The organism is Methylobacterium brachythecii, from assembly GCF_014196345.1.
Taxonomy (GTDB): domain Bacteria; phylum Pseudomonadota; class Alphaproteobacteria; order Rhizobiales; family Beijerinckiaceae; genus Methylobacterium; species Methylobacterium brachythecii.
The window spans coordinates 225,345-245,037 of record NZ_JACIDN010000005.1 but is presented as its reverse complement, the minus strand read 5'-3'; the positions used below and the strand labels follow the sequence as shown (position 1 = coordinate 245,037).

23 protein-coding genes are annotated in these 19,693 nt (G+C 67.9%); 16 read left to right on the top strand and 7 right to left on the bottom strand.

Features of this window, described 5'->3' with window-relative positions:
• The first annotated feature begins 42 nt into the window (after positions 1–42).
• Positions 43–1,212, top strand: coding sequence for an AAA family ATPase (locus GGR33_RS14770; protein WP_183506486.1), 1,170 nt, complete (start codon positions 43–45; stop codon positions 1,210–1,212).
• Between the two features lie 41 nt (positions 1,213–1,253).
• Here GGR33_RS14770 and fabI read toward each other — a convergent pair whose 3' ends face one another.
• From fabI to GGR33_RS14755, 3 genes are all read right to left on the bottom strand, one after another.
• Positions 1,254–2,075: an enoyl-ACP reductase FabI gene (fabI, locus tag GGR33_RS14765; protein ID WP_183506484.1), complete on the bottom strand. Its 822-nt coding sequence runs from the start codon at positions 2,073–2,075 to the stop codon at positions 1,254–1,256.
• A 118-nt stretch (positions 2,076–2,193) separates the two neighbouring features.
• Positions 2,194–3,105 (bottom strand): DnaJ C-terminal domain-containing protein, encoded by a 912-nt coding sequence (locus GGR33_RS14760; protein ID WP_183506482.1) that lies wholly within the window; start codon positions 3,103–3,105, stop codon positions 2,194–2,196.
• 112 nt (positions 3,106–3,217) lie between these two features.
• Positions 3,218–3,700, bottom strand: a complete 483-nt coding sequence (locus GGR33_RS14755; RefSeq protein WP_183506480.1) for an RT0821/Lpp0805 family surface protein — start codon at positions 3,698–3,700, stop codon at positions 3,218–3,220.
• Positions 3,701–3,790: 90 nt separating this feature from the next.
• Here GGR33_RS14755 and pdxH point away from each other — a divergent pair, with 90 nt between their 5' ends.
• Complete coding sequence (gene pdxH / locus GGR33_RS14750; protein ID WP_183506478.1) at positions 3,791–4,417, top strand: pyridoxamine 5'-phosphate oxidase; 627 nt, start codon at positions 3,791–3,793, stop codon at positions 4,415–4,417.
• Between the two features lie 32 nt (positions 4,418–4,449).
• Positions 4,450–5,385 (top strand): pirin family protein, encoded by a 936-nt coding sequence (locus GGR33_RS14745; RefSeq protein WP_183506476.1) that lies wholly within the window; start codon positions 4,450–4,452, stop codon positions 5,383–5,385.
• Positions 5,386–5,404: 19 nt separating this feature from the next.
• Here the strand turns inward: GGR33_RS14745 and GGR33_RS14740 are convergent, their stop codons facing one another.
• The gene (locus tag GGR33_RS14740) at positions 5,405–5,764 is read right to left on the bottom strand and encodes a YybH family protein (RefSeq protein WP_183506474.1); all 360 of its coding nucleotides are present in this window, start codon (positions 5,762–5,764) and stop codon (positions 5,405–5,407) included.
• Between the two features lie 204 nt (positions 5,765–5,968).
• Here GGR33_RS14740 and GGR33_RS14735 point away from each other — a divergent pair, with 204 nt between their 5' ends.
• Together GGR33_RS14735 and GGR33_RS14730 are read left to right on the top strand one after the other, a co-directional pair.
• Positions 5,969–6,652, top strand: coding sequence for a TetR/AcrR family transcriptional regulator (locus GGR33_RS14735; RefSeq protein ID WP_284211343.1), 684 nt, complete (start codon positions 5,969–5,971; stop codon positions 6,650–6,652).
• A gap of 81 nt (positions 6,653–6,733) precedes the next feature.
• Positions 6,734–6,907 (top strand): hypothetical protein, encoded by a 174-nt coding sequence (locus GGR33_RS14730; RefSeq protein ID WP_183506472.1) that lies wholly within the window; start codon positions 6,734–6,736, stop codon positions 6,905–6,907.
• Positions 6,908–7,030: 123 nt separating this feature from the next.
• Here the strand turns inward: GGR33_RS14730 and GGR33_RS14725 are convergent, their stop codons facing one another.
• Positions 7,031–8,650: a methyl-accepting chemotaxis protein gene (locus GGR33_RS14725; RefSeq protein WP_183506470.1), complete on the bottom strand. Its 1,620-nt coding sequence runs from the start codon at positions 8,648–8,650 to the stop codon at positions 7,031–7,033.
• 388 nt (positions 8,651–9,038) lie between these two features.
• Here GGR33_RS14725 and GGR33_RS14720 point away from each other — a divergent pair, with 388 nt between their 5' ends.
• The 5 genes from GGR33_RS14720 (at position 9,039) to GGR33_RS14700 (ending at position 12,352) form a co-directional block, all read left to right on the top strand.
• Positions 9,039–9,761, top strand: coding sequence for an SDR family NAD(P)-dependent oxidoreductase (locus GGR33_RS14720; protein ID WP_183506947.1), 723 nt, complete (start codon positions 9,039–9,041; stop codon positions 9,759–9,761).
• Positions 9,758–11,020 (top strand): hypothetical protein, encoded by a 1,263-nt coding sequence (locus GGR33_RS14715; RefSeq protein ID WP_284211346.1) that lies wholly within the window; start codon positions 9,758–9,760, stop codon positions 11,018–11,020. Before GGR33_RS14720 ends, GGR33_RS14715 begins: the two co-directional genes overlap by 4 nt.
• Entirely contained in the window at positions 11,017–11,472 is a 456-nt protein-coding gene (locus GGR33_RS14710; protein WP_183506468.1) for an NUDIX hydrolase, read from the top strand. Before GGR33_RS14715 ends, GGR33_RS14710 begins: the two co-directional genes overlap by 4 nt.
• On the top strand, positions 11,472–11,918 hold the full coding sequence (locus tag GGR33_RS14705; RefSeq protein ID WP_183506943.1) for a TIGR02301 family protein: 447 nt from the start codon (positions 11,472–11,474) through the stop codon (positions 11,916–11,918). Before GGR33_RS14710 ends, GGR33_RS14705 begins: the two co-directional genes overlap by 1 nt.
• 167 nt (positions 11,919–12,085) lie before the next feature.
• Positions 12,086–12,352 (top strand): hypothetical protein, encoded by a 267-nt coding sequence (locus GGR33_RS14700; protein ID WP_425488785.1) that lies wholly within the window; start codon positions 12,086–12,088, stop codon positions 12,350–12,352.
• 49 nt (positions 12,353–12,401) lie between these two features.
• Here GGR33_RS14700 and GGR33_RS14695 read toward each other — a convergent pair whose 3' ends face one another.
• Together GGR33_RS14695 and GGR33_RS14690 are read right to left on the bottom strand one after the other, a co-directional pair.
• Positions 12,402–12,830 (bottom strand): hypothetical protein, encoded by a 429-nt coding sequence (locus GGR33_RS14695; RefSeq protein ID WP_183506466.1) that lies wholly within the window; start codon positions 12,828–12,830, stop codon positions 12,402–12,404.
• A 293-nt stretch (positions 12,831–13,123) separates the two neighbouring features.
• A complete protein-coding gene (locus GGR33_RS14690) occupies positions 13,124–14,467 on the bottom strand; it encodes a dihydroorotase (protein ID WP_183506464.1) in 1,344 nt (447 codons plus the stop codon).
• A gap of 89 nt (positions 14,468–14,556) precedes the next feature.
• On the opposite strand from GGR33_RS14690, the gene ygfZ reads away from it, so the two are divergent.
• The 6 genes from ygfZ to dxs all read left to right on the top strand — a co-directional run bounded on the left by ygfZ (position 14,557) and on the right by dxs (position 19,679).
• Positions 14,557–15,465, top strand: coding sequence for a CAF17-like 4Fe-4S cluster assembly/insertion protein YgfZ (gene ygfZ / locus GGR33_RS14685; protein WP_183506462.1), 909 nt, complete (start codon positions 14,557–14,559; stop codon positions 15,463–15,465).
• A gap of 4 nt (positions 15,466–15,469) precedes the next feature.
• Entirely contained in the window at positions 15,470–16,087 is a 618-nt protein-coding gene (locus GGR33_RS14680; protein WP_183506460.1) for a DNA-3-methyladenine glycosylase I, read from the top strand.
• 35 nt (positions 16,088–16,122) lie between these two features.
• Complete coding sequence (locus GGR33_RS14675; protein ID WP_246413151.1) at positions 16,123–16,710, top strand: HD family hydrolase; 588 nt, start codon at positions 16,123–16,125, stop codon at positions 16,708–16,710.
• Positions 16,711–16,717: 7 nt separating this feature from the next.
• A complete protein-coding gene (locus GGR33_RS14670; RefSeq protein ID WP_183506456.1) occupies positions 16,718–17,230 on the top strand; it encodes a tyrosine phosphatase family protein in 513 nt (170 codons plus the stop codon).
• Positions 17,231–17,311: 81 nt separating this feature from the next.
• A complete protein-coding gene (locus GGR33_RS14665) occupies positions 17,312–17,596 on the top strand; it encodes an exodeoxyribonuclease VII small subunit (RefSeq protein WP_183506454.1) in 285 nt (94 codons plus the stop codon).
• A 100-nt stretch (positions 17,597–17,696) separates the two neighbouring features.
• Positions 17,697–19,679 carry a 1-deoxy-D-xylulose-5-phosphate synthase gene (gene dxs, locus GGR33_RS14660; protein ID WP_183506452.1) on the top strand — a complete coding sequence of 661 codons (1,983 nt, stop codon included), beginning with the start codon at positions 17,697–17,699 and terminating at the stop codon, positions 19,677–19,679.
• Positions 19,680–19,693: the final 14 nt, after the last annotated feature.

Sequence of the window (19,693 nt, the reverse complement as noted above, 5' to 3'; positions counted from 1 at the left end):
AGCGGGCCGCCGGAATCGACGATGGCCACGAGGTGAGGACGAATGCTTGCCGTCAGGGAAATCTCCGTCTCGGGCTATCGCTCGCTTCGGCGCATCCGCTTTCCCGTCGACGGTCTCGGCGTCTTCATCGGCGGCAATGGCGCCGGGAAGACGAACCTCTACCGCTCGCTCGAACTGCTCCAGGCCGCCGCCAATGGAACGCTGACACGGGCGCTCGCGGCTGAGGGCGGGATGGAGTCGGTGCTCTGGGCCGGCGAACGGCGCAAGCAGGAGACGGCCCGCGTCTGCCTCGGGGTGGAACTCATCGACGACACGACGGCGCAGGGCTTCGTGTACGAGGTCGAGGTCGGTCTCGTGCCGCAGGTTCCAGATGGCTGGGGCAATTATACGGTGGTCGGGGCAGGCTTCCCCCTCGAGCCGCAACTGAAGGCCGAGCGCTTATCGCTGACCTCCGGCCGCCGCCCGTTGGTGCTACTGGAGCGTGACAACAACTCGGGTTTCGTCCGCGACGAGGACGGCAAGAAGCGCCCTTTCGGCACGACGCTTCTCGCTACGGAGACCGCACTTGCCAGTCTCCAGGATGCCGTGCGGTTTCCTGAACTTCAGATCGTCCGCCAGGCAATGGCGGCCTGGCGCTTCCATCACGACTTTCGCACGGATTCGGGATCGGCTCTTCGCCGGCCATGCCTCGCCGTGACGACGCCGGTTCTCTCCTCGGACGGCTCCGATCTCGCCGCGGTCTTCGCGACGCTGAAGCACATCCGGCAGGACACCGTCGTTCTCGACGATGCCGTCGCGGACGCCTTCCCCGGTGCCCGCCTCGTCATTCCCGAGCCGGGGCGCGAGGCCAGTTTCGGCCTGATTCACCCGGAATATCCCAAGCGGGTCTTCGAGGCCTCGGAGCTCTCGGACGGAACTCTGCGCTACCTCGCTCTCGCCGGCGCGCTGCTGGCCTATCGCCTACCGCCCTTCATCGCCCTGAACGAGCCGGAGACAAGCCTGCATCCGGACTTGATGGAACCGCTGGCGCGCATGATCGTGCGCGCTTCCGAGCGCACCCAGGTATGGCTAGTGACGCATTCCGAGCGCCTCGCCGCTGCCATCACCGAGCATGGCGGCGTTCGACCGCGCATCGTGATCAAGCGCAAGGGCGAGACCTGGATCGAAGGCCTACGCCTCGCCGGTGATTTTTCGGATGATGACGAGGACTGACGGATGTCGGCTCGGGGCGCGACCCGCGATGCCGGAGACGCTCAGTCCTTGTCGAGCGCGAGGTCCGGCGCGTCGGGGTTCTTCATGCCGACGACGTGGTAGCCGGCATCGACGTGCAGGATCTCGCCGGTCATGCCGCGCGACATGTCGGAGACGAGGTACGCCGCCGTCTCGCCGACCTCGTCGATGGTCACGGTGCGGCGTAAGGGGGCGTTGTATTCGTTCCACTTCAGGATGTAGCGGAAGTCGCCGATGCCCGAGGCCGCCAGCGTCTTGATCGGGCCGGCCGAGATCGCGTTCACGCGGATCTTGGAGGGGCCGAGATCGGCGGCGAGGTAGCGCACGGAGGCCTCGAGCGCGGCCTTGGCGACGCCCATGACGTTGTAGTGCGGCATCCACTTCTCGGCGCCGTAATAGGTCAGCGTCAGCAGCGACCCGCCGTTCTTCATCAGCTTCTCGGCGCGCTGGGCGACCGCCGTGAAGGAGTAGCAGGAGATCAGCAGCGACTTGGTGAAGTTGGCTTCCGAGGTCTCGACGTAGCGTCCCGTCAGCTCGTCCTTGTCGGAGAAAGCGATGCAGTGGATGACGAAGTCGAGCCCCTCCGGAAACACCTCGCCGGCCTTGGCGAAGACGGCGTCGATCGAAGCCGGATCGGTGACGTCACAATGGCCGACGACGTGGGCGTCGAGTTCTTTCGCCAGCGGCTCGACGCGCTTCTTCAGCGCATCGCCCTGATAAGTGAAGGCGAGCTTTGCGCCGTGCGCAGCCGCGCTCTTGGCGATGCCCCAGGCGATCGATCGGTTGTTGGCCACTCCGAGCACCAGCCCGTTCTTGCCTGCCAGCAAACCGGTTCCGTCCGACATGACTCACCCTGACCTTCAGACCGCACGTTCCGCCCGACCCACGGGACGGCCATGCGGCCGGCATCCTTAGCGGACGCCCGGCGCAGGGGAAAGCCTCGTACGCCGTGCGGGGTGGGTGTCAGGCCGTCCCGGCCTTTGCCTCGCGCCGTCGCCGCGCGTAGTCGGCCAGCGCATCGTCGTCGCCGGCCGGCAGGAGGATGGCGGTGGTGGCGATGAGGTCGCCTCGGCTGCCGTCCTTCTTCGGAAGGCCCTTGCCGCGCAGGCGAAAGGAGCGGCCCGAACTGGTCATGGCCGGGATCTTCATCTCGACGGCGCCGGTGAGGGTCGGCACGCGCAACGCACCCCCGAGCACCGCATCCTCCAGCGGAAGATCGACGGTGACGCGCAGATCGGCGCCCTCCGCCTTGAAGCGTTCATGCGATTTGACGCGGATGGTCAGCAGGGCGTCCCCCGGCTCCGAACGCGGGCCGGCCTGTCCGCCGAGGCCGCGCAAACGGATCGTCTGGCCGTCGATGACGCCTTTGGGGATCATCACGTCGACGCCGCGACCCCCCGGGAGGGTCAGGCGCAGCTTCTCGTCCGCCGCGATCTGTTCGAGTGTGACGGCGAGTTCGGCCGCAACGTCTTCGCCACGCATCGGTCCACGTCCCGCTCCCGGCCCGGCGCCCGCCGATCGAAACGCCTCTCCGAACAACGAGGAGAAGATGTCCTCGCCCATGCCTCCGGCTGGGCCGCGCCCGCGCTGCATGTGCTCGAAGTCGAACCCGCCGCCGCGACCGCCACCGAAGCCTTCGAAGCCGGTCGCCCGAGGCTTGCCCTCGGCGTCGATCTCGCCGCGATCGAACTGGCCGCGCTTCTCCTTGTCGCCCACGACCTCGTAGGCGGTGTTCGCCTCGGCGAACCGCTCCTTGGCCTTGGGGTCCTTGTTCGAGTCGGGGTGGTAGGCTTTGGCGAGCTTACGGAAGGCCTTCTTGATCTCGGCCTCGCTCGCGCCCTTCGGCACGCCGAGCACGTCGTAGGGGTTCCGCATTCAGGGTGTTGTCCAAGCGTAATCGGGCCATACGGATACGGCCTCCCGGTCAGCCCTTCAACGTGGGGGCTTCGCGGCCGATCCGCAACGGTCTCGGCGGCCGCGGACTCGATCAGGTCGTCGCGGGTTTGACCGCGCTCTTGAGGCGCTTGAGCTCCCAGGCGCCGCCCGACGGCTTGCAGCCGGTGCCGCGCACGAAGCGGCTCGACGTTGGCGCGACGACGGAGGCGAGGAAGTCGCGGCAGATCTCGTCGTTGGAGACGTAGGGCAGGCCGGTGGGGTTCACCGAGCCGCGCAAAGTGGTCTCCGGGTTCTCCCACTTCACCGGCTTGCCGTTGCCCTGCGGGTCCAACGCCACGGACAGCGCGGCATGCGCCCGGCGCCAGTCCTCGTCAGCCAAATCCTTGCCGAAGGTGGTGGGTGCCTTGGTGATGCTGCCGGTGCTGACGGGCTCGCGGACGGCCTCGTCCTTCTGCTCGGCCTGGAATGACAGAATCGGCCCGCTGCAGCCGCAGAGACCGGAGACGATCATGCTCGACAGGACCAGCGCAGCCGATCTCCACCCTGCGGGGGCTTTACACTCGCGAAAACGCATCACACCTGAACTCGCCACACCCCGTGACCGACGCTTCGGCGCTCCACGTCGGTGCCCCCCGACCCGGATGTCACGTCAGAGGAGTAGAGCGTGGATCGGTTAAGAGAGGATGAGCCCGGGCTGCCGGCGGACTTCACGCTTGCGCGCGATCCCTGGCAGCTGTTTTCCGTTTGGATGGGGGAGGCGGAGGCCGCAGAGCCCAATGATCCCAACGCGATGCAGCTCGCCACCGCCGATGAGCACGGCCTACCCGACGTCCGCACGGTACTGCTGAAGGGCGCCGACGAAGGCGGATTGGTATTTTACACCAATCTCGGTTCGACGAAGGGCGAGCAGCTTGCCCGCAATCCACAAGCGGCCGTCGTCTTTCACTGGAAATCGCTAGGCCGGCAGATCCGCGCGCGGGGGCCGGTGAGGCCGGTCACGCCGGATGAGGCGGATGCCTATTTTGCCAGCCGCCGCCGCGAGAGCCGCCTCGGTGCGATCGCCAGCCTGCAATCGCGGCCGCTGGCCGACCGGCCGACGCTGATCGCCGCGGTGGACGAATTGTCCGAACGATACGGTGACGGCCCGATCCCGCGGCCCGAAACGTGGTCGGGTTTCAGGCTTGCGCCCGTCCAGATGGAGTTCTGGCAGAATGGCGAGTTCCGCCTTCATGATCGCGTGCGGTTCACGCGAGACGGCGGGGGCTGGACGAGCGCGCGGCTCTATCCCTGAGGCGATATCGACAGCATGAGCGAGGTCGAGCGATGAGTTGGAACCCGGCCCTTGAGCCTGGCTGCCCCGATGCGGTCGGAGTCGATGCCATCGAGACACTGATCGTGCCCCGCGCCCGCGACCTCGGCGGGTTCGAGGTGCGGCGCGCCCTGCCCTCGCCGAAGCGCCAGATGGTCGGGCCCTTCGTGTTCTTCGATCAGGCCGGCCCGGCGGAGTTCATCACCGGAAAGGGCGTCGACGTGCGCCCTCACCCGCATATCGGGCTGGCCACGGTGACCTACCTCTATCGCGGCGAGTTTCAGCACCGCGACAGCGTCGGCTCGAACCAGACCATCCTGCCCGGCGCCGTGAACTGGATGGTTGCCGGGCGCGGCGTCACCCATTCCGAGCGCACCTCGGAGGCGACGCGCCTCGCGCCACACAGCCTCTACGGCATCCAGACCTGGGTGGCGCTGCCCGAGGACAAGGAAGAGACCGCGCCGAGCTTCGAGCATCACGGCAAGGACACCTTGCCGGTGATCGAAAGCGAGGGCGTCCGCCTCCGGCTGATCCTCGGGCGGGCCTATGGCGAGCGGGCGCCCGCCAGCGTCTTTACTGACATGTTTTACGCCGATGTCGTGCTGGAGGCCGGCGCGCGGCTGCCACTGCCGTCCGACCACGAAGACCGCGGGCTCTATATCCTGGAGGGCTCGGTTTCGATCGCCGGCCAAGTCTTCGAGAGCGGCCAAATGATGGTGTTCCGGCCGGGCGACGCCATCTCCGTCGCTGCAGGTCCGCAGGGCGCGCGCCTCATGGCGCTGGGCGGCGCAACCCTGAACGGGCCGCGCTACGTCTGGTGGAACTTCGTCTCCTCCAGCCATGACAAGATCGAGGCCGCCAAGGAGGAATGGCGGCGCGGAGCCTGGGGCCACGGACAGTTCGATCTGCCGGCCGACGACCGGGCGGAGTTCATCCCCCTGCCCGGCTGACCGGCCGGCGAGGCCCGTCTCAGTTCCAGCTGTGCAGCAGGACGCGCAGATCGTCGCCCTGGCGCTCGATCACGTTCACCCAGTTGCCACTATATTGCTGCTGGCCGCCCTCGCCTGGGCCGGTCAGCGCCCAGGTGCCGGAAGCGACGAGGACCGTGTCGCGCTCGAGCACCGACTGGACCGTGATCTTGTGCCCGTCGAAGCCTTTGGCGCGCAGGTCCGCGAAGAAGGCGCCGATGGCACTCGGGCCGTCGACGGGCTTGCCGCCGGCCGGCACAACGCGCGCGTCCGCGCCGTAGAAGGTGGCGAGCTTGCCGGTATCGCCGGCGTTGAAGGCTTCGTCCCAACGGTCGGCAGCGGCCTGAACATGCGCAGTCATGCGATGGATCTCCAGTGAAGTCGGGTTGCGGAAGCGGCAGTCGGGACGGCGAAGGCCGTAACGGCCCGCGTTGGGCAGGCTGCGTATCGACTGGTTGTGACCGCTTGGTTACAACAGGTACCGGGATGGGCGGTGCTCGTCAACAAAAGTGACCAGACGGTCACAACTGAAGAACATGACGCTGGTTCACGGGAGGGATCGAGCGTGGGAGATGATGGCGGCGAGACCAGCGAACCGATTGCGCGCAAGCGCCGCCATCTGCCTGCGGCCGAGCGCGAGCGTCTGATCGTGGAAGGCGCGACGCGATTCTTCGCCGAGCATGGCTTCGAGGGTCAGACCCGCGAACTCGCACGCGGCCTCGGCATCACGCATTCGGCGATCTTCCGCTACTTCCCGACGAAGGAAGCGCTGGTCGATCGCGTCTATGAGCATGTCTATGTCAGCCGCTGGAACTCGGGCTGGACGACGCTGATCCGGGACCGCGCGCTTCCCCTCGAAGATCGGTTGCTCCTGTTCTACGGTGACTACGCCAGCCAGGTCTTCGACTACGAATGGGTCCGGATCTTCGTGTTCTCGGGGCTCAAGGGCTACGATATCGCCCCGCGCTACCTCGCCACCGTGCGCGAAGAGTTGATCCTGCCGATCGCCGAGGAGGTCCGCCAGAGCCTCGCCCTCTCCGCTGTCTCGGAGGTGCCGCTGACCGAGCGCGAGGTCGAGGCGGTCTGGGCGCTCCACGGCAAGGTGTTCTACTTGGCCATCCGAAAATTCGTCTATGGCGGGGTCATCCCCGCGGACCTGACGCAGACCATTGCTGACGACGTGCGTGTCTTCCTCGGCGGGATGCCCGAGATGGTCCGGTCGATCCCGGAACTCGGGGCCGGACGCTAGCCGCAGCGCTGTTCGCGGGCCGATCCGAACCGACTCGTGGACTTGGGCGTTGCTGAAGTCCCAAGAACGAGGAGGGACGTCATGAAATTCCGTTACCTGCTGCCCGCAGCCGGGCTGCTGGCACTCGCCGGCTGCAAGGACGAGAAGAAGGCCCCGCCACCCGCACCTCCCGCTTCCCCGCCGGCCAGCACCGCGCCGACCTCGCCGCCTGCGGCGAGCCCCGATGCGCCGAAGCCGGCGGCACCCAAGCCTTGAGTCCAGTGCCGCGCAAGGCGCTCTGAGCGCCGCGAAATCGGGACCCGCCGGGCTGAACTCAGCCGCTCGGCGGGTCCTTTCGATTCCGGGTTGACGAGAGCCGCTTGCCGTCGGCCCGGTCTCTCAGATCCGATAGCGTTCGGCGAGGGCCATCAGGCCCTGCGCGAGTTCGGTGAGGTTGGCCGAGGCCATCTCGACCTCGCGGGTCCCCGCGGCCGTCTGCTGGCTGGCCTGGCGGATGTTCTGGAGTGCACCCATCACCTGCTCGATGCCGAGCTGCTGCTGGTTGGTCGAGGCCACGATCTGCTGGAAGGTCTGCACGCCCTCGTCCACGCGAGCCGCCATCTCCTCGATGGTGCGCACCGTGGCGTCGGTGCGGGTCTTGCCGGTGGCGGCGCGCTTGACCGCCTCTTCCGTCAGCATCACCGAGGAATTGATGCCGCGCTGGATCTCCGAGAGGATCGAGCGGACCTGCACCGTCGCCGCCTTCGCCTGATCGGCCAAGAGCTTCATCTCGGCCGCGACGATCGCGAAGCTGCGCCCGCTCTCGCCGGCGGCCGCGGCCTCGATGGCGGCGTTGAGCGAGAGCAGGTGCGTGCGCTCGGAGATGTCGTTGACCGTGGTGATGATCTCGCCGATCGCCTGGGTCTTCTCGCTCAAGGCGACGATGTTGCCGGCCACCGCCTCGCCCTGCTCGCGGATCAGCTCCATCGCCTTGGCCGTGTCGGAGGCCGCTCGCAGGCCCGCCCTGGCGGTCTGCGCGGAGGCCTGAGCCGAGGCGATGACGTCGGTGGCGCGCTTGGAGATCTGCGCGCCGGAATGAGTGATCTCGTCGACGGTCGCGGCGGTCTCCTGCACGGCGGCGAACTGCTCCTCGACGCTCGCCGCCTGCTCCTGGGCCGAAGCCCGGATCTCAGCGGCGGCGGCGTTGAGGTCGGCGGTGGCCGAGCGATTGGTCCGGGCGAGATCGGAGAGCCCGCCGACCATGGCGTTCAGCGTCGTGCCGAGGCGGCCGATCTCGTTCCGGCCTCTCGTGACGACGCGGCCAGTCAGATCACCCTCGCCGATCCGTCCGACGAAGGCCGCGACATCCAGAAGCGGCCGGACGATCAGGCGATTGATCGCGATCCCGATGCCGAGGCAGATCAGCAGCGTCAGCAGCATTCCGCCCCAGAGGGCGAGGCCCGCATTGTGCTCGGCCCGCACGAGATGTGCGTTCTGCCTCGTCCGTGTCCCCTCCTCGACGGCCTCGATCGACATGAGCCTCGCGCGGAACGTGTCGAAGAACTGCTTGCCCGATCCATCGACTTCGATCTGGGTGGCCTCGGGACGTGTGGCCGGGTCGGCTGCCTTGCGCAGGGCCGCCTCGCCGATATTGGTCTGCCAGCTCCGCGCGGCCTTCACGGCTTCCGCCAGCATGCGCGCGGGCTCGGCGTCGTCGCCGATCAGGCCGCCCAGGCGGCTGATGGTCTCCTCGAGCGCCGCCCGCCCGGAGCGATAGGGCTCGAGGCTGCTTTCCCGGCCGGTAATGAGGTAGCCGCGCAGCCCGGTCTCCTGGTCGAGCATCGCGGTGCGGAAGGCATCGAGACCGCGGATCACCCGCGTCGACCGGGCCCGTGCCTCGGTGGCCTCGTGCAACTCGGTCATCGTGACGAGGACCGCGCCGCTGCTGAGGACCGACACCAGAGCGATGGCGCCGATGGCGCCCCCGAGGGAGCGGTTGAGGCCGAACGTCGTCGCCATGCTTGGGCCTGCTCCCCTCGATATCCCGGTCCGCTTCGGGAAGACGATCCCGACCGAACGCCGCGCGGCGATTTTCGGATTGCTCGCGCCGGCTCGGTCTGGCCTAACCGGCAAACCGTGCGGCCTCAATGATCGAGCCGGCACGGGACCATCAATGTCGTGCACCGGACCGACTTGCCGCGAACGGTTGCAAGAATGGCTCCCTCCTCCGTGCGCGCCGCATCGACGGAATCGGCGTGCACCGACCTCGCTGCAGCGCGGCAGGGCGCTGGATTTCCGGCCGTGCGCGGCCTAGACCTGTCGGTGTCAGCGGGCGCCCCGCCCCCTTGGGTCGCATGCCGGGACTGAAGGAGCGGCCTTGGCCCAGTCCAACGATCGTCGGCGCATCATGCTGCTCACCGGCGCGAGCCGCGGAATCGGCCACGCCACCGTGAAGCGCTTCTCCGCTGCGGGCTGGCGCGTGATCACCTGCTCGCGCCATCCTTTTCCCGAAAACTGCCCCTGGGAGATGGGTCCCGAGGACCATCTCCAGGTCGACCTCTCCGACGCCGAGGATACCGTCCGCGGTGTGCGAGAGGTCGCCGGACGGCTCGAGGCCGAGGGCGGCCTGCTGCACGCGCTGGTCAACAATGCCGGCATCTCGCCGAAGGGCACGGGCGGCGAACGCCTCGGCGCGCTCGCGACTGATTACGCGGATTGGGCGCGCGTCTTCCACGTCAACTTCTTCGCGCCGATCCTCCTCGCGCAGGGGCTGCGGCAGGAGTTGACCCGCGCCAAGGGTTCGATCGTCAACGTCACCTCGATCGCGGGCTCGCGTGTGCATCCCTTCGCTGGGGCAGCCTACGGCACCTCGAAGGCCGCATTGGCTGGCCTGACCCGTGAGATGGCGGAGGATTTCGGGCCGCTCGGCGTGCGCGTGAACGCGATCTCGCCCGGCGAGATCGACACCTCGATCCTGTCGCCGGGCACCGACGAAATCGTGAAGAAGATCCCGCAGCGCCGTCTCGGCACGCCGGACGAGGTCGCCAAGGCGATCTATTTCCTCTGCACCGAGGCATCGTCCTACGTGAACGGGGCGGAACTCCACATCAACGGCGGACAGCACGTGTGAGCGTGGGCCTGGTAGCCGTCTCCGCCGTCATTGCGAGCGCAGCGAAGCAATCCAGAGCCAACGCGCCGAGGTCGCGGGGCGGCCCCTGGATCGCTGCGCCTTCGGCTCGCAACCATGGCTGGCGTTCGAGCGGCCTCGCGGCCGTTCTCCTTCTCGCCTTGTCTGCTCCTGCGGCGGCCGAAGAGCCTTCGGCGGGCGCCGGCATCATCGAGCTGCCCTTCAAGGTAAAGGCAATGCGCGGTCCCGGCAGCGAGGTCTCGCTCGCCGTCTCCACCTCAGGCATTCTGCCCATCGCCCGGCCCAAGCCCGCGAGTGCCGACCCGAAGGCGCCCCGCGCACCGGCTCCCGACGAGACCGAGGTCGCGCCGGTCGCCGTGGTCTGGGGTGATGACGGCGGAGCCGTCCTTAGCCTCGATGGCGATGCCGTGAAGACCACGCTGATCGGGGCCGAGGCGATCGAAGGCCTCTTCGCCTCCGAGACACCGCGCGGCGCCGTTCCGGGCTCGCGCCGGGCGCTGTCCGGTCCGCTCAGCGCCTATCTCACGGGGGCCGTCGGCGGTGCCGGGCAGGCCGCCGGCCTGACCCTTCGCGAGCGTCAGCCGCTGGGCACCACGAGCGAGCCGAAGGCGGTGCCGGTGGCGACCGTCACGCTCGCCCCGGGGGCGGACCAGGCTTTCGCCGCCCGCCGGCCGCGCATCGCGATCCTCGACGGCAAGGCGGCGGTGCTCGTCGTGACGGCAGGGCCGGGCGCTGCCTCCGCGCTGGCGCTTGCGGAGAAGGATGCCGGCGGAGCCTGGACTCTGGCCGCCCGAACGCCGCCGCAGGCCGGTGCGACGGCTTTGTCGCTCGCGGGTGTCGGCGACTTTTCCGGTAAGGGCCGCCCCCAATTTGTCAGCATTCGTGAGCCTGACGCGGTCGGCACGCTCCAGCTCTGGTCCTATGCGGGAGGGGCTTTCGGTCTCGTGGCGGAGGCGCCGGGCTATGCCGGCCCGACCGCCGACATCGATCTCGCCGCCGTCATTCCGGGCGAGCCCGGCAAGGCTGCCGCCCTCGCGCTGCCGGCCTCCGACCGGACGACTCTCGCGATCGTCTCGCTGGATGGTGGTATCGTGGAGCGGGCGCGCATCCTGCTGCCCGGGCCGGCGGCGCTCGGCATTGCGGTACTCGGTCGTGGAGAGCGAGCGCGCGTGCTCGTCGGGCTCGCCGACGGCCGGCTGGCCGTGGCCGGAGCGAGCGCTGGGGCGGGTGTCCGGCCATGACCGACGGCGAGGATCGTCTGTTTCCAGTCCGCCCGATGATCGGCGTGTCCATCGCCGTGATCCGGGATGGGCGCGTGCTGTTGGCCGCGCGCGCCAACCAGCCGATGCGAGGGGTCTGGACCTTGCCCGGCGGCCTGGTGGAGGCCGGCGAGCGGCTGGCGCAGGCGGCTCTGCGGGAATTGCAGGAGGAGGTCGGCGTCGTCGCCGAGGTGGTCGGGCCGAGCCTGTCGCCCACGGAGATCATCATGAGGGACGAGGATGGCCGAAGCCGCCATCACTACGTCATCCTTCCGCATGCAGCGACGTGGCTTTCCGGCGAGCCGGAGCCCGGCCCCGAAGCGCTCGGCGTGCGCTGGGCGCGGCTCGACGAGGTCGCCGGGCTGGAGACGACACCGGGTCTCGCCGCCACCCTGGCCGAGGCCTTCGCCCGCATCGGCGGCACATCCCGATGATGCGCCGGCTCGGCCCGCTGCTGCTCTCGGGCCTGCTCGCCGTGGCGCCGGCGCTGCCCGCCTCCGCGCAACAGCGCGGCACACCGGCACGACAGCAGCCGAAACCCGCGGAGAAGGAGCCTCCGCCGCCGGCTGAGCCGCCGCCTGCGCCCTACGATCGCGACCTGCAGCGGCTCTCCGAGATCATTGGGGCGCTGGCCTTCCTGCGAGGGCTCTGCGGCGCGAGGGATGCCGGCGAGTGGCCGGAGCGGATGAAATCCATCCTCGAATCCGAAGGCGTCACACCGAACCGCCGTGACCGGCTCGCCGGCGCCTACAATCGCGGCTACCGCGGTTACGCCCTCACCTACCGGATCTGCACGCCGTCGGCGAACGAGGCCAGCGCCCGCTACCTCGCCGAAGGCGAGCGCCTCTCTCACGGCATCGCCGGGCGTTACGGGGGTTAGGCCCGCGCGGCGTCCCTGTGTTGCGTGTGCGACACATCGCCGGTTCGTTGCCGAAATGGTTGCGATTGCGTCGTCCGCGTTAACCTCTTCGCAATTCCCTGCTGGCCCGCGCCGCGCGATCTGCCTATCCTCGCAATGCTTCGCCGGACAACGGATCGGCCCGAACCATGCGCGAGACCATGCTCCAGGACACCGCAGCCGCCTCGTACGACGCCGACAGCGATGACAAGCGCGTCGCGCTCGGCCTCGTCACGGAAGCTTTCGCCGAGGGCTGCCTCGACGGGCTCGACGGCGATTGCATGGCCCAGGCCGCCCTGTTCGCCGCTTTCCAGGAGCTCGTCGCGACCTATGGCGAGGAGGCCACGGCGTCCTATGCCGAGGGCCTGCCGGAGCGCATCCGCGGCGGCGGATTCACCACGACGCTCCAGCACTAGTCTCGGACTGCACGACGCCGAGTTCGTCCCGGCGTCCTTGCGGTTGCAGTCACATGAGCGTGTCGCTTCCGCGGCTCAGCCGGTGCCAGCTCGTGCCTTCGCGGACGTAGATCTCGCGATAGGTCTTCTTCTCGCCCGAGACCTGTTGCGGCGATTCCGCAAAGGTGAACGTGATCCAGATCATCTGTTTTGCCTGAACTTCGGCATCGGAGCGCAGTCTGGCGGCGAAGATATTTTGAGCGTACTTGACAAGATCCGCGACGTCCGCCCGGGCAGGAGCTATAACCTGTGCATGCAGGAACGGATACATGATCTGCTCGCCCGTATCCTTCTTTTCAAGGAAAGATGTCGAGGAGACGCTGACGAGATGAGGCTGACGGGTAAGCTCGTTCTGATTGAAAAGCCACAACAGCATGACGAGGCATAAGGCTGCCAAGACGAACGCACCGCTGTACACGCCTTTATCGTTCGAATGCATGACAACCTCCCGCCCTTCATCTTGAGCGACAAGCTAGGCTTCCCGGTTAACACGGGTGAAAAAATTCTATGATCGAGGCCGGCGATGGTGGCCTGCAATGGGTCGAAGTGCCGGAGATCGGCGCCCTGCCTCGCCACCGCGATCGTTCTCAGGCGTTGTAACATTTGCGGAAATTACACGCTGACGGCGAGATTGGCGCGTTCGGTCGATGGCGGAAGCCGACGGCGTCGATGCCGCGATCTATCCACAACCTGTTTGCGAAGGCCGTCCGATCGGATGGAACGGCCCGCGCGTCAGGCCGGCCGTGGCAGCGCCTCTTCGAAGACGACCGCTTCGCCGCGTGACGGATTCGTGAGCTCGCCCTGCCACATGACGGGTGTGCCGCGCACCAGCGTCCCGACTGGCCACCCGGTGACGGTGACGCCGTCATAGGGCGTCCAGCGGGATTTCGAGGCGATCCACTCGTTGCGGATTTTTTCGCGCCGCTTCAGGTCCACAACCGTCACGTCGGCATCGTAACCGAGGGCGAGGCGCCCCTTGCGGGCGATGCCGAACAGCCGCTTCGGCCCTGCGCTGGTCAGGTCGACGAAGCGCGCGAGCGAGAGCCGGCCTGCCGCGACGTGGTCGAGCATGACCGGCACCAGCGTCTGCACGCCGGTCATGCCCGACGGCGAGTCGGGATAGGCCTTGGCCTTCTCTTCCAGCGTGTGCGGAGCGTGATCCGAGCCGAGCACGTCGGCGATGCCCTGCTCCACGCCCCACCAGATCCCTTGCCGATGAGCGGCGTCCCGCACCGGTGGGTTCATCTGCACCAGCGTGCCGAGCCGCGGATAGGCCTCGCCGCCATCGAGGGTGAGATGGTGCGGCGTGATCTCGACGCTGACGTGATCCTTCGCCTCGGCGAGGATCGGCATCTCGTCGGCCGTGGAGATGTGCAGGATATGAATGCGCGCGCCGGTCTCCTGCGCGATGGCGATGAGCCGCCGTGTCGCCTTCACTGCGACCTCGGGCGAGCGCCAGACCGGATGCGAGGACGGGTCGCCCGACACGCGAAGGCCTTTCTGCTCGCGCAGCATCGGCTCGTCCTCCGAATGGAAAGCGGCGCGACGCCGGGTGCGCTTGAGGATCTCTCGCACGCCCGCGTCGTCTTCGACGAGCAGCGAGCCGGTCGAGGAGCCGATGAACACCTTGATGCCGGCCGCGCCCGGTAGCCTTTCCAGCTCCGCCACCTCTTGCGCGTTCTCATGCGTGCCGCCGACCCAGAAGGCGAAGTCGCAATGCATCCGGTGATGCGCGCGGGCGACCTTGTCGGCGAGCGCTGCGGCACTCGTTGTCAGCGGGTTGGTGTTCGGCATCTCGAACACCGCGGTCACGCCGCCCATCACGGCAGCGCGCGAGCCCGATTCGAGGTCTTCCTTGTGATCGAGCCCCGGCTCGCGGAAATGGACTTGGCTGTCGATCACGCCTGGCAGCAGGTGCAGGCCCGTGCAGTCCCGGCGTTCGACCGCGTCGGCCTTCGAGAGATCGCCGATGGCGGCGATACGGCCGCTCCGAATGCCGAGATCGGCGCGATGCTCGCCGTCCTGGTTGACCACGGTGCCGCCGGTGAGGACGAGATCGAACGGTGTCTCAGCCACGCGCCGCTCCACATTGAGGCTCACTGGCGGGCGGCTTATGTCAGCCCTCCAGAGCGCACAAGGCTTTCGCTTGCCGCCAGAGGAAACCGATGCCGACAGCTCACCTCACGGACCGTACGGTCGTTCAGGTCGCGGGCGATGATGCCAAGGACTTCCTGCAGGGCATCGTGACCTGCAATGTCGAGACTTTGGAGCCCGGTGAGGCTCGCCTTGGTGCGCTCCTCTCTCCTCAAGGCAAGATCCTGTTCGACTTCCTGGTGATCTTCGCACCTGACGGTGGAGAGGATTTTGCGAATTTCGGCGGCGGTTATTTCCTCGATTGCCGAAGCGACGTGGCCCCGGACCTCGTGAAGCGACTGACGCTCTACAAGCTTCGTTCGAAGGTGAATGTCCGGCACATTCTCGAGTCGAACGAGCCCTTGGGTGTTGCTGCCGCCTGGGGCGAGGATCGCGTCTACCAGGAAGATGGGTTGCGGGTCCGGGACGGACGACTGCCGGAACTCGGCGAACGGCTGTACCTGTGGAACCACGATGCGGCGGCGATCGGTTCCGTGAGCGAAGAGAACTACCACGCCCACCGCATCGCCCTCGGCATCCCGGAGGGCGGGCGCGACTTCGCTTTCGCAGACGCCTTCCCGCACGAGGCGCTGATGGACCAGCTCGGCGGCGTCGACTTCAAGAAAGGCTGCTATGTCGGCCAGGAGGTCGTTTCCCGCATGCAGCATCGCGGCACCGCCCGTACGCGCATCCTGCCCCTCGTCTTCGAAGAAGGGAAGACGCCCGAGCCGGGCAGCGACGTGACCGCCGGAGCCAAAACCCTCGGCCAGACCAGCAGCACCGCCGGCAATCGCGGCCTCGCCACGATCCGCCTCGACCGGCTCGGCGACGCGCTGGCCGCCGGAGAGCCGGTGCGCGTTGGCGGTGGCATCGCCGGCATCGAAAAGCCGGCTTTCGCCACCTTTGCCTTCCCCGCCGACACGGCTGCGGCGGCCGGCTGACGCGATGTCCGACGAGACGGGCCTGATCACCTCCCATCCCGACGGCTGTCCGCGCTGCTGGTGGGCCGGGGTCGACCCAGTCTACGTCGCCTATCACGATACCGAATGGGGCGTGCCGGAATACGATGGCCGCGCGCTCTACGAGAAGCTGATCCTCGACGGCTTCCAGGCCGGTCTGTCCTGGATCACCATCCTGCGCCGCCGCGACGGCTTCCGCCGGGCCTTCGACGATTTCGAGCCCGAGCGGATCGCTCGCTATACGCAAGCCGACGTCGAGCGGCTGATGGGGGATGCCGGGATCATCCGGAACCGCGCCAAGATCGTCGGCACCATCGCCGGTGCTCGCGCCTGGCTGGAGATCGAGGAGGCCGGCCCCGGCTTTTCGCGATTCCTGTGGGATTTCGTCGATGGACGACCGGTCCAATCCGGAGCGCGTATGCGGGCCGACATCGCCACCGAGACGGAGGTCTCGAAAGCGATCTCCAAAGCGTTGAAGGCCAAGGGCTTCACCTTCTGCGGGCCGACCATCGTCCATGCCTTCATGCAGGCGACGGGCATGGTCAACGATCACCTCGCGGGCTGCCACCGCCACGCCGCCTGCGCGGCCCTCTCGCCCAAATGACGTCGTCCAAACCACCACCACGCGCTTGGCAGCGCATGCTGTCGGGGCGTCGCCTGGATCTGCTCGATCCCTCGCCGCTCGACGTCGAGATCGTCGACATCGCCCACGGCCTCGCCCGCGTCGCGCGCTGGAATGGGCAGACGCATGGCGAGCACGTCTTCTCGGTGGCGCAGCACTCGTTGCTGGTCGAGGCGATCGGCGGCGGCTTGTCCGGCGGCGACGGTCCGGCCATGCGCCTCGAATTGCTGCTGCACGATGCCCCCGAATACGTGATCGGTGACATCATCTCGCCCCTGAAAGCCGCGATCGGCGATTCCTACAAGTCTGTCGAAAGGCGGCTGCTCGGCGCCATCCGCCGGCGCTTCGATCTGCCGGCGCCCTCCCCCTCGCAGGCGCGGCTCGTGAAGCGCGCCGACCGCATCGCGGCCTCTCTCGAGGCGACCCGGCTCGCCGGATTTTCCGAGGACGAGGCTGGCCGCTTCTTCGGCCCGGTCGCCTTGCCGGAGGCCGCCGCCACGGAGGTCGAAGCGCTGCTGGTCAGCCAACCGACCGCGGAGGTGCAAGACAGCTTTTTGGCCCGGTTCGAGGCGCTGGCCTCTGCCCACGCCGTCGAGCGGAACTGAGGGTTCAATGCCGAGCCTGTACGCCTGCCCGCTGTCGCGGTTGCCCGAGACCGTCGCTGCGACGGGCGCGAGCCATCTCGTCACGCTCGCCACCATGGGCACCCGTGTGAAGCGCCCGCCCTCGATCGATCCCGTCCGCCACCTCACCCTCGGCGTCAGCGACATATCCGCGCCGATGGCGGACCACGTGCTTCCGGCCGAGGCGCATGTGCGCGCGCTGCTCGACTTCGTGCAGGCCTGGGATCGCGACCGGCCGCTCGTCATCCACTGCTATGCCGGGATCAGCCGCTCGACGGCAGCGATTTACGGTGCCGTCTGCGCGCTGAGCCCGGATCGCGGCGAGAAAGCGATCGCGCAGGAGCTGCGCCGGCGATCGCCCTCTGCGACGCCCAATCGCCTTATCGTCGAGATCGCCGACGGGATGCTGGGGCGGGACGGCCGCATGATCGCAGCCATTGCCGGCATCGGGCGCGGCGCCGAGGCCTATGAAGGCGTGCCGTTCGCCATGTCCCTGGTGTGAACGTCCCGGTGCAGCACCTAATCCAGTGGGCTTGAATGGTTCCAGTTGCACCGGCATAACCGGCCCAATGGGATGTGAGGGATGAACGCAGCTCGATCCGCCGCGCCGGGCTCCGTGCCCGTAGCGCCCGAAGCCGTGGCCGAAGACCTGCCCTTCGAGGCAGCGCTCGCGCAGCTCGAGGATATCGTGCGACAACTCGAGAAGGGCGACGTGCCCCTCGACAAGTCCGTCGAGATTTACGAGCGCGGAGAGGCCCTGAAGCGGCATTGCGAGTCGCTGCTGAAGAAGGCCGAGACGCGCATCCAGCGGATCACGCTCGGCTCCGACGGTCAGGCGGCCTCGGTCGCTCCCCTCGACGTCGAATAGCGGGCGATGGCCATGGCAACTGCCCCCTCGCATCAAAAAAAGATTCAAATCGCGCAAGATCTTGCGCGTGTTTTTTCAACCCGGACGTGAGGATGGTTCGGTGGCATTGGTAGACAAGACGATCCTCGACGGCATCCCGACGCCGGACGCGTTGCGTGAGCGTCCGGAAAGCGAGCTTCGCGCGATCGCGGATGCGGTGCGCGCGGAGATGATCGATGCCGTCTCGGTGACGGGCGGGCATCTCGGCTCCGGCCTCGGCGTCGTCGAGCTGACGGTGGCGCTGCATCACGTGTTCGACACGCCCTCCGACCGCATCGTCTGGGACGTCGGGCATCAGTGCTACCCGCACAAGATCCTCACCGGTCGCCGCGACCGCATCCGGACCCTGCGCCAGGGCGGAGGCCTGTCCGGCTTCACCAAGCGCTCGGAGAGCGAATACGACCCGTTCGGTGCCGCGCATTCCTCGACCTCGATCTCGGCAGCCCTCGGCATGGCGGTGGGCCGTGACCTCGAGGAGGCCGAGCGCAAGGCCAACGGCGAGGAACCTGGCAAGCGCCGCAACATGATCGCGGTGATCGGTGACGGCTCGATGTCGGCGGGCATGGCCTATGAGGCCATGAACAATGCCGGCGCGCTGCATTCGCGCCTGATCGTGATCCTCAACGACAACGAGATGTCGATCGCCCCGCCGGTCGGCGCGATGTCGGCCTATCTCGCGCGGCTGGCCTCCGGCGACACCTACCGCTCGATCCGCGAGACCGCCAAGCAGCTCGGCAAGCTCCTGCCCAAGCGCCTCTACGAGCGCGCGGTGCGGGCGGAAGAATATGCCCGCTCCCTCGTGGTCGGCGGCGGCACGATGTTCGAGGAGATGGGTTTTTACTACGTCGGCCCGGTCGATGGTCACAATCTCGACCACCTGCTGCCCGTGCTGAAGAACGTGCGCGACAGCGAGCAGGGCCCGATCCTGCTCCACGTCGTCACCCAGAAGGGCAAGGGCTACGGGCCGGCCGAGGCTAGCGCCGACAAGTACCATGGCGTGGTCAAGTTCGACGTGGTGTCGGGCGTGCAGGCCAAGGCCAAGCCGAACGCCCCGAGCTATACGGCCGTGTTCGGCCAGAGCCTGATCAAGGCGGCCGATGCCGATCCGAAGGTGGTGGCGATCACCGCGGCGATGCCCGGCGGCACCGGCATCGACCTGTTCGGCAAGGCGCATCCCGACAAGACCTTCGATGTCGGCATCGCCGAGCAGCATGCGGTGACGTTTGCCGCGGGTCTGGCGACGGAGGGCTACAAGCCGTTCGTGGCGATCTACTCGACCTTCCTGCAGCGCGGCTACGACCAGGTCGTGCACGACGTGGCGATCCAGAACCTGCCGGTCCGCTTCGCCATGGACCGAGCGGGTCTCGTCGGCGCGGACGGCGCGACCCATGCCGGTGCCTTCGACCTGGCCTATCTGTGCTGCCTGCCGAACTTCGTGGTGATGGCAGCCGCCGACGAGGCCGAGCTCGTGCACATGGTGGCGACCTGCCACGCGCATGACAGCGGCCCGATTGCACTGCGCTATCCGCGCGGCGAGGGCGTCGGCACCGAGATGCCGGAGCAGGGCGAGGTTCTGGCAATCGGCCGCGGCCGGGTGATCCGTCGCCCCGCCAAGGCCCGCGTCGCCCTGCTGACGCTGGGTACGCGCCTCGGCGAGGCGCTCAAGGCAGCCGACGAGCTGGAGAAGGCGGGGATCGCGGTCACGGTGGCGGATGCACGCTTCGCCAAGCCCCTCGACGAGGACCTGATCCTCGATCTGGCCGGGACCCACGAGGTTCTGGTCACCGTCGAGGAGGGCTCGACCGGCGGCTTCGGGGCGATGGTTCTGCATCTCCTGTCGGCCAAGGGTGCGCTCGATGCCGGCACGGTCCGGGTCCGCACCATGACGCTGCCCGACAGCTTCCAGGACCACGACAAACCCGAAAAGATGTACGCCGAGGCCGGCCTCGATGCCGGAGGTATCATCGCGACGGTGAAGGCAGCGCTGCCGACCCGAAAGGGTTCGGGAGAGGCCGAGGTGGTGAGCCTCGGCCGTCGACGCTGAGCGAGACCTTCAAT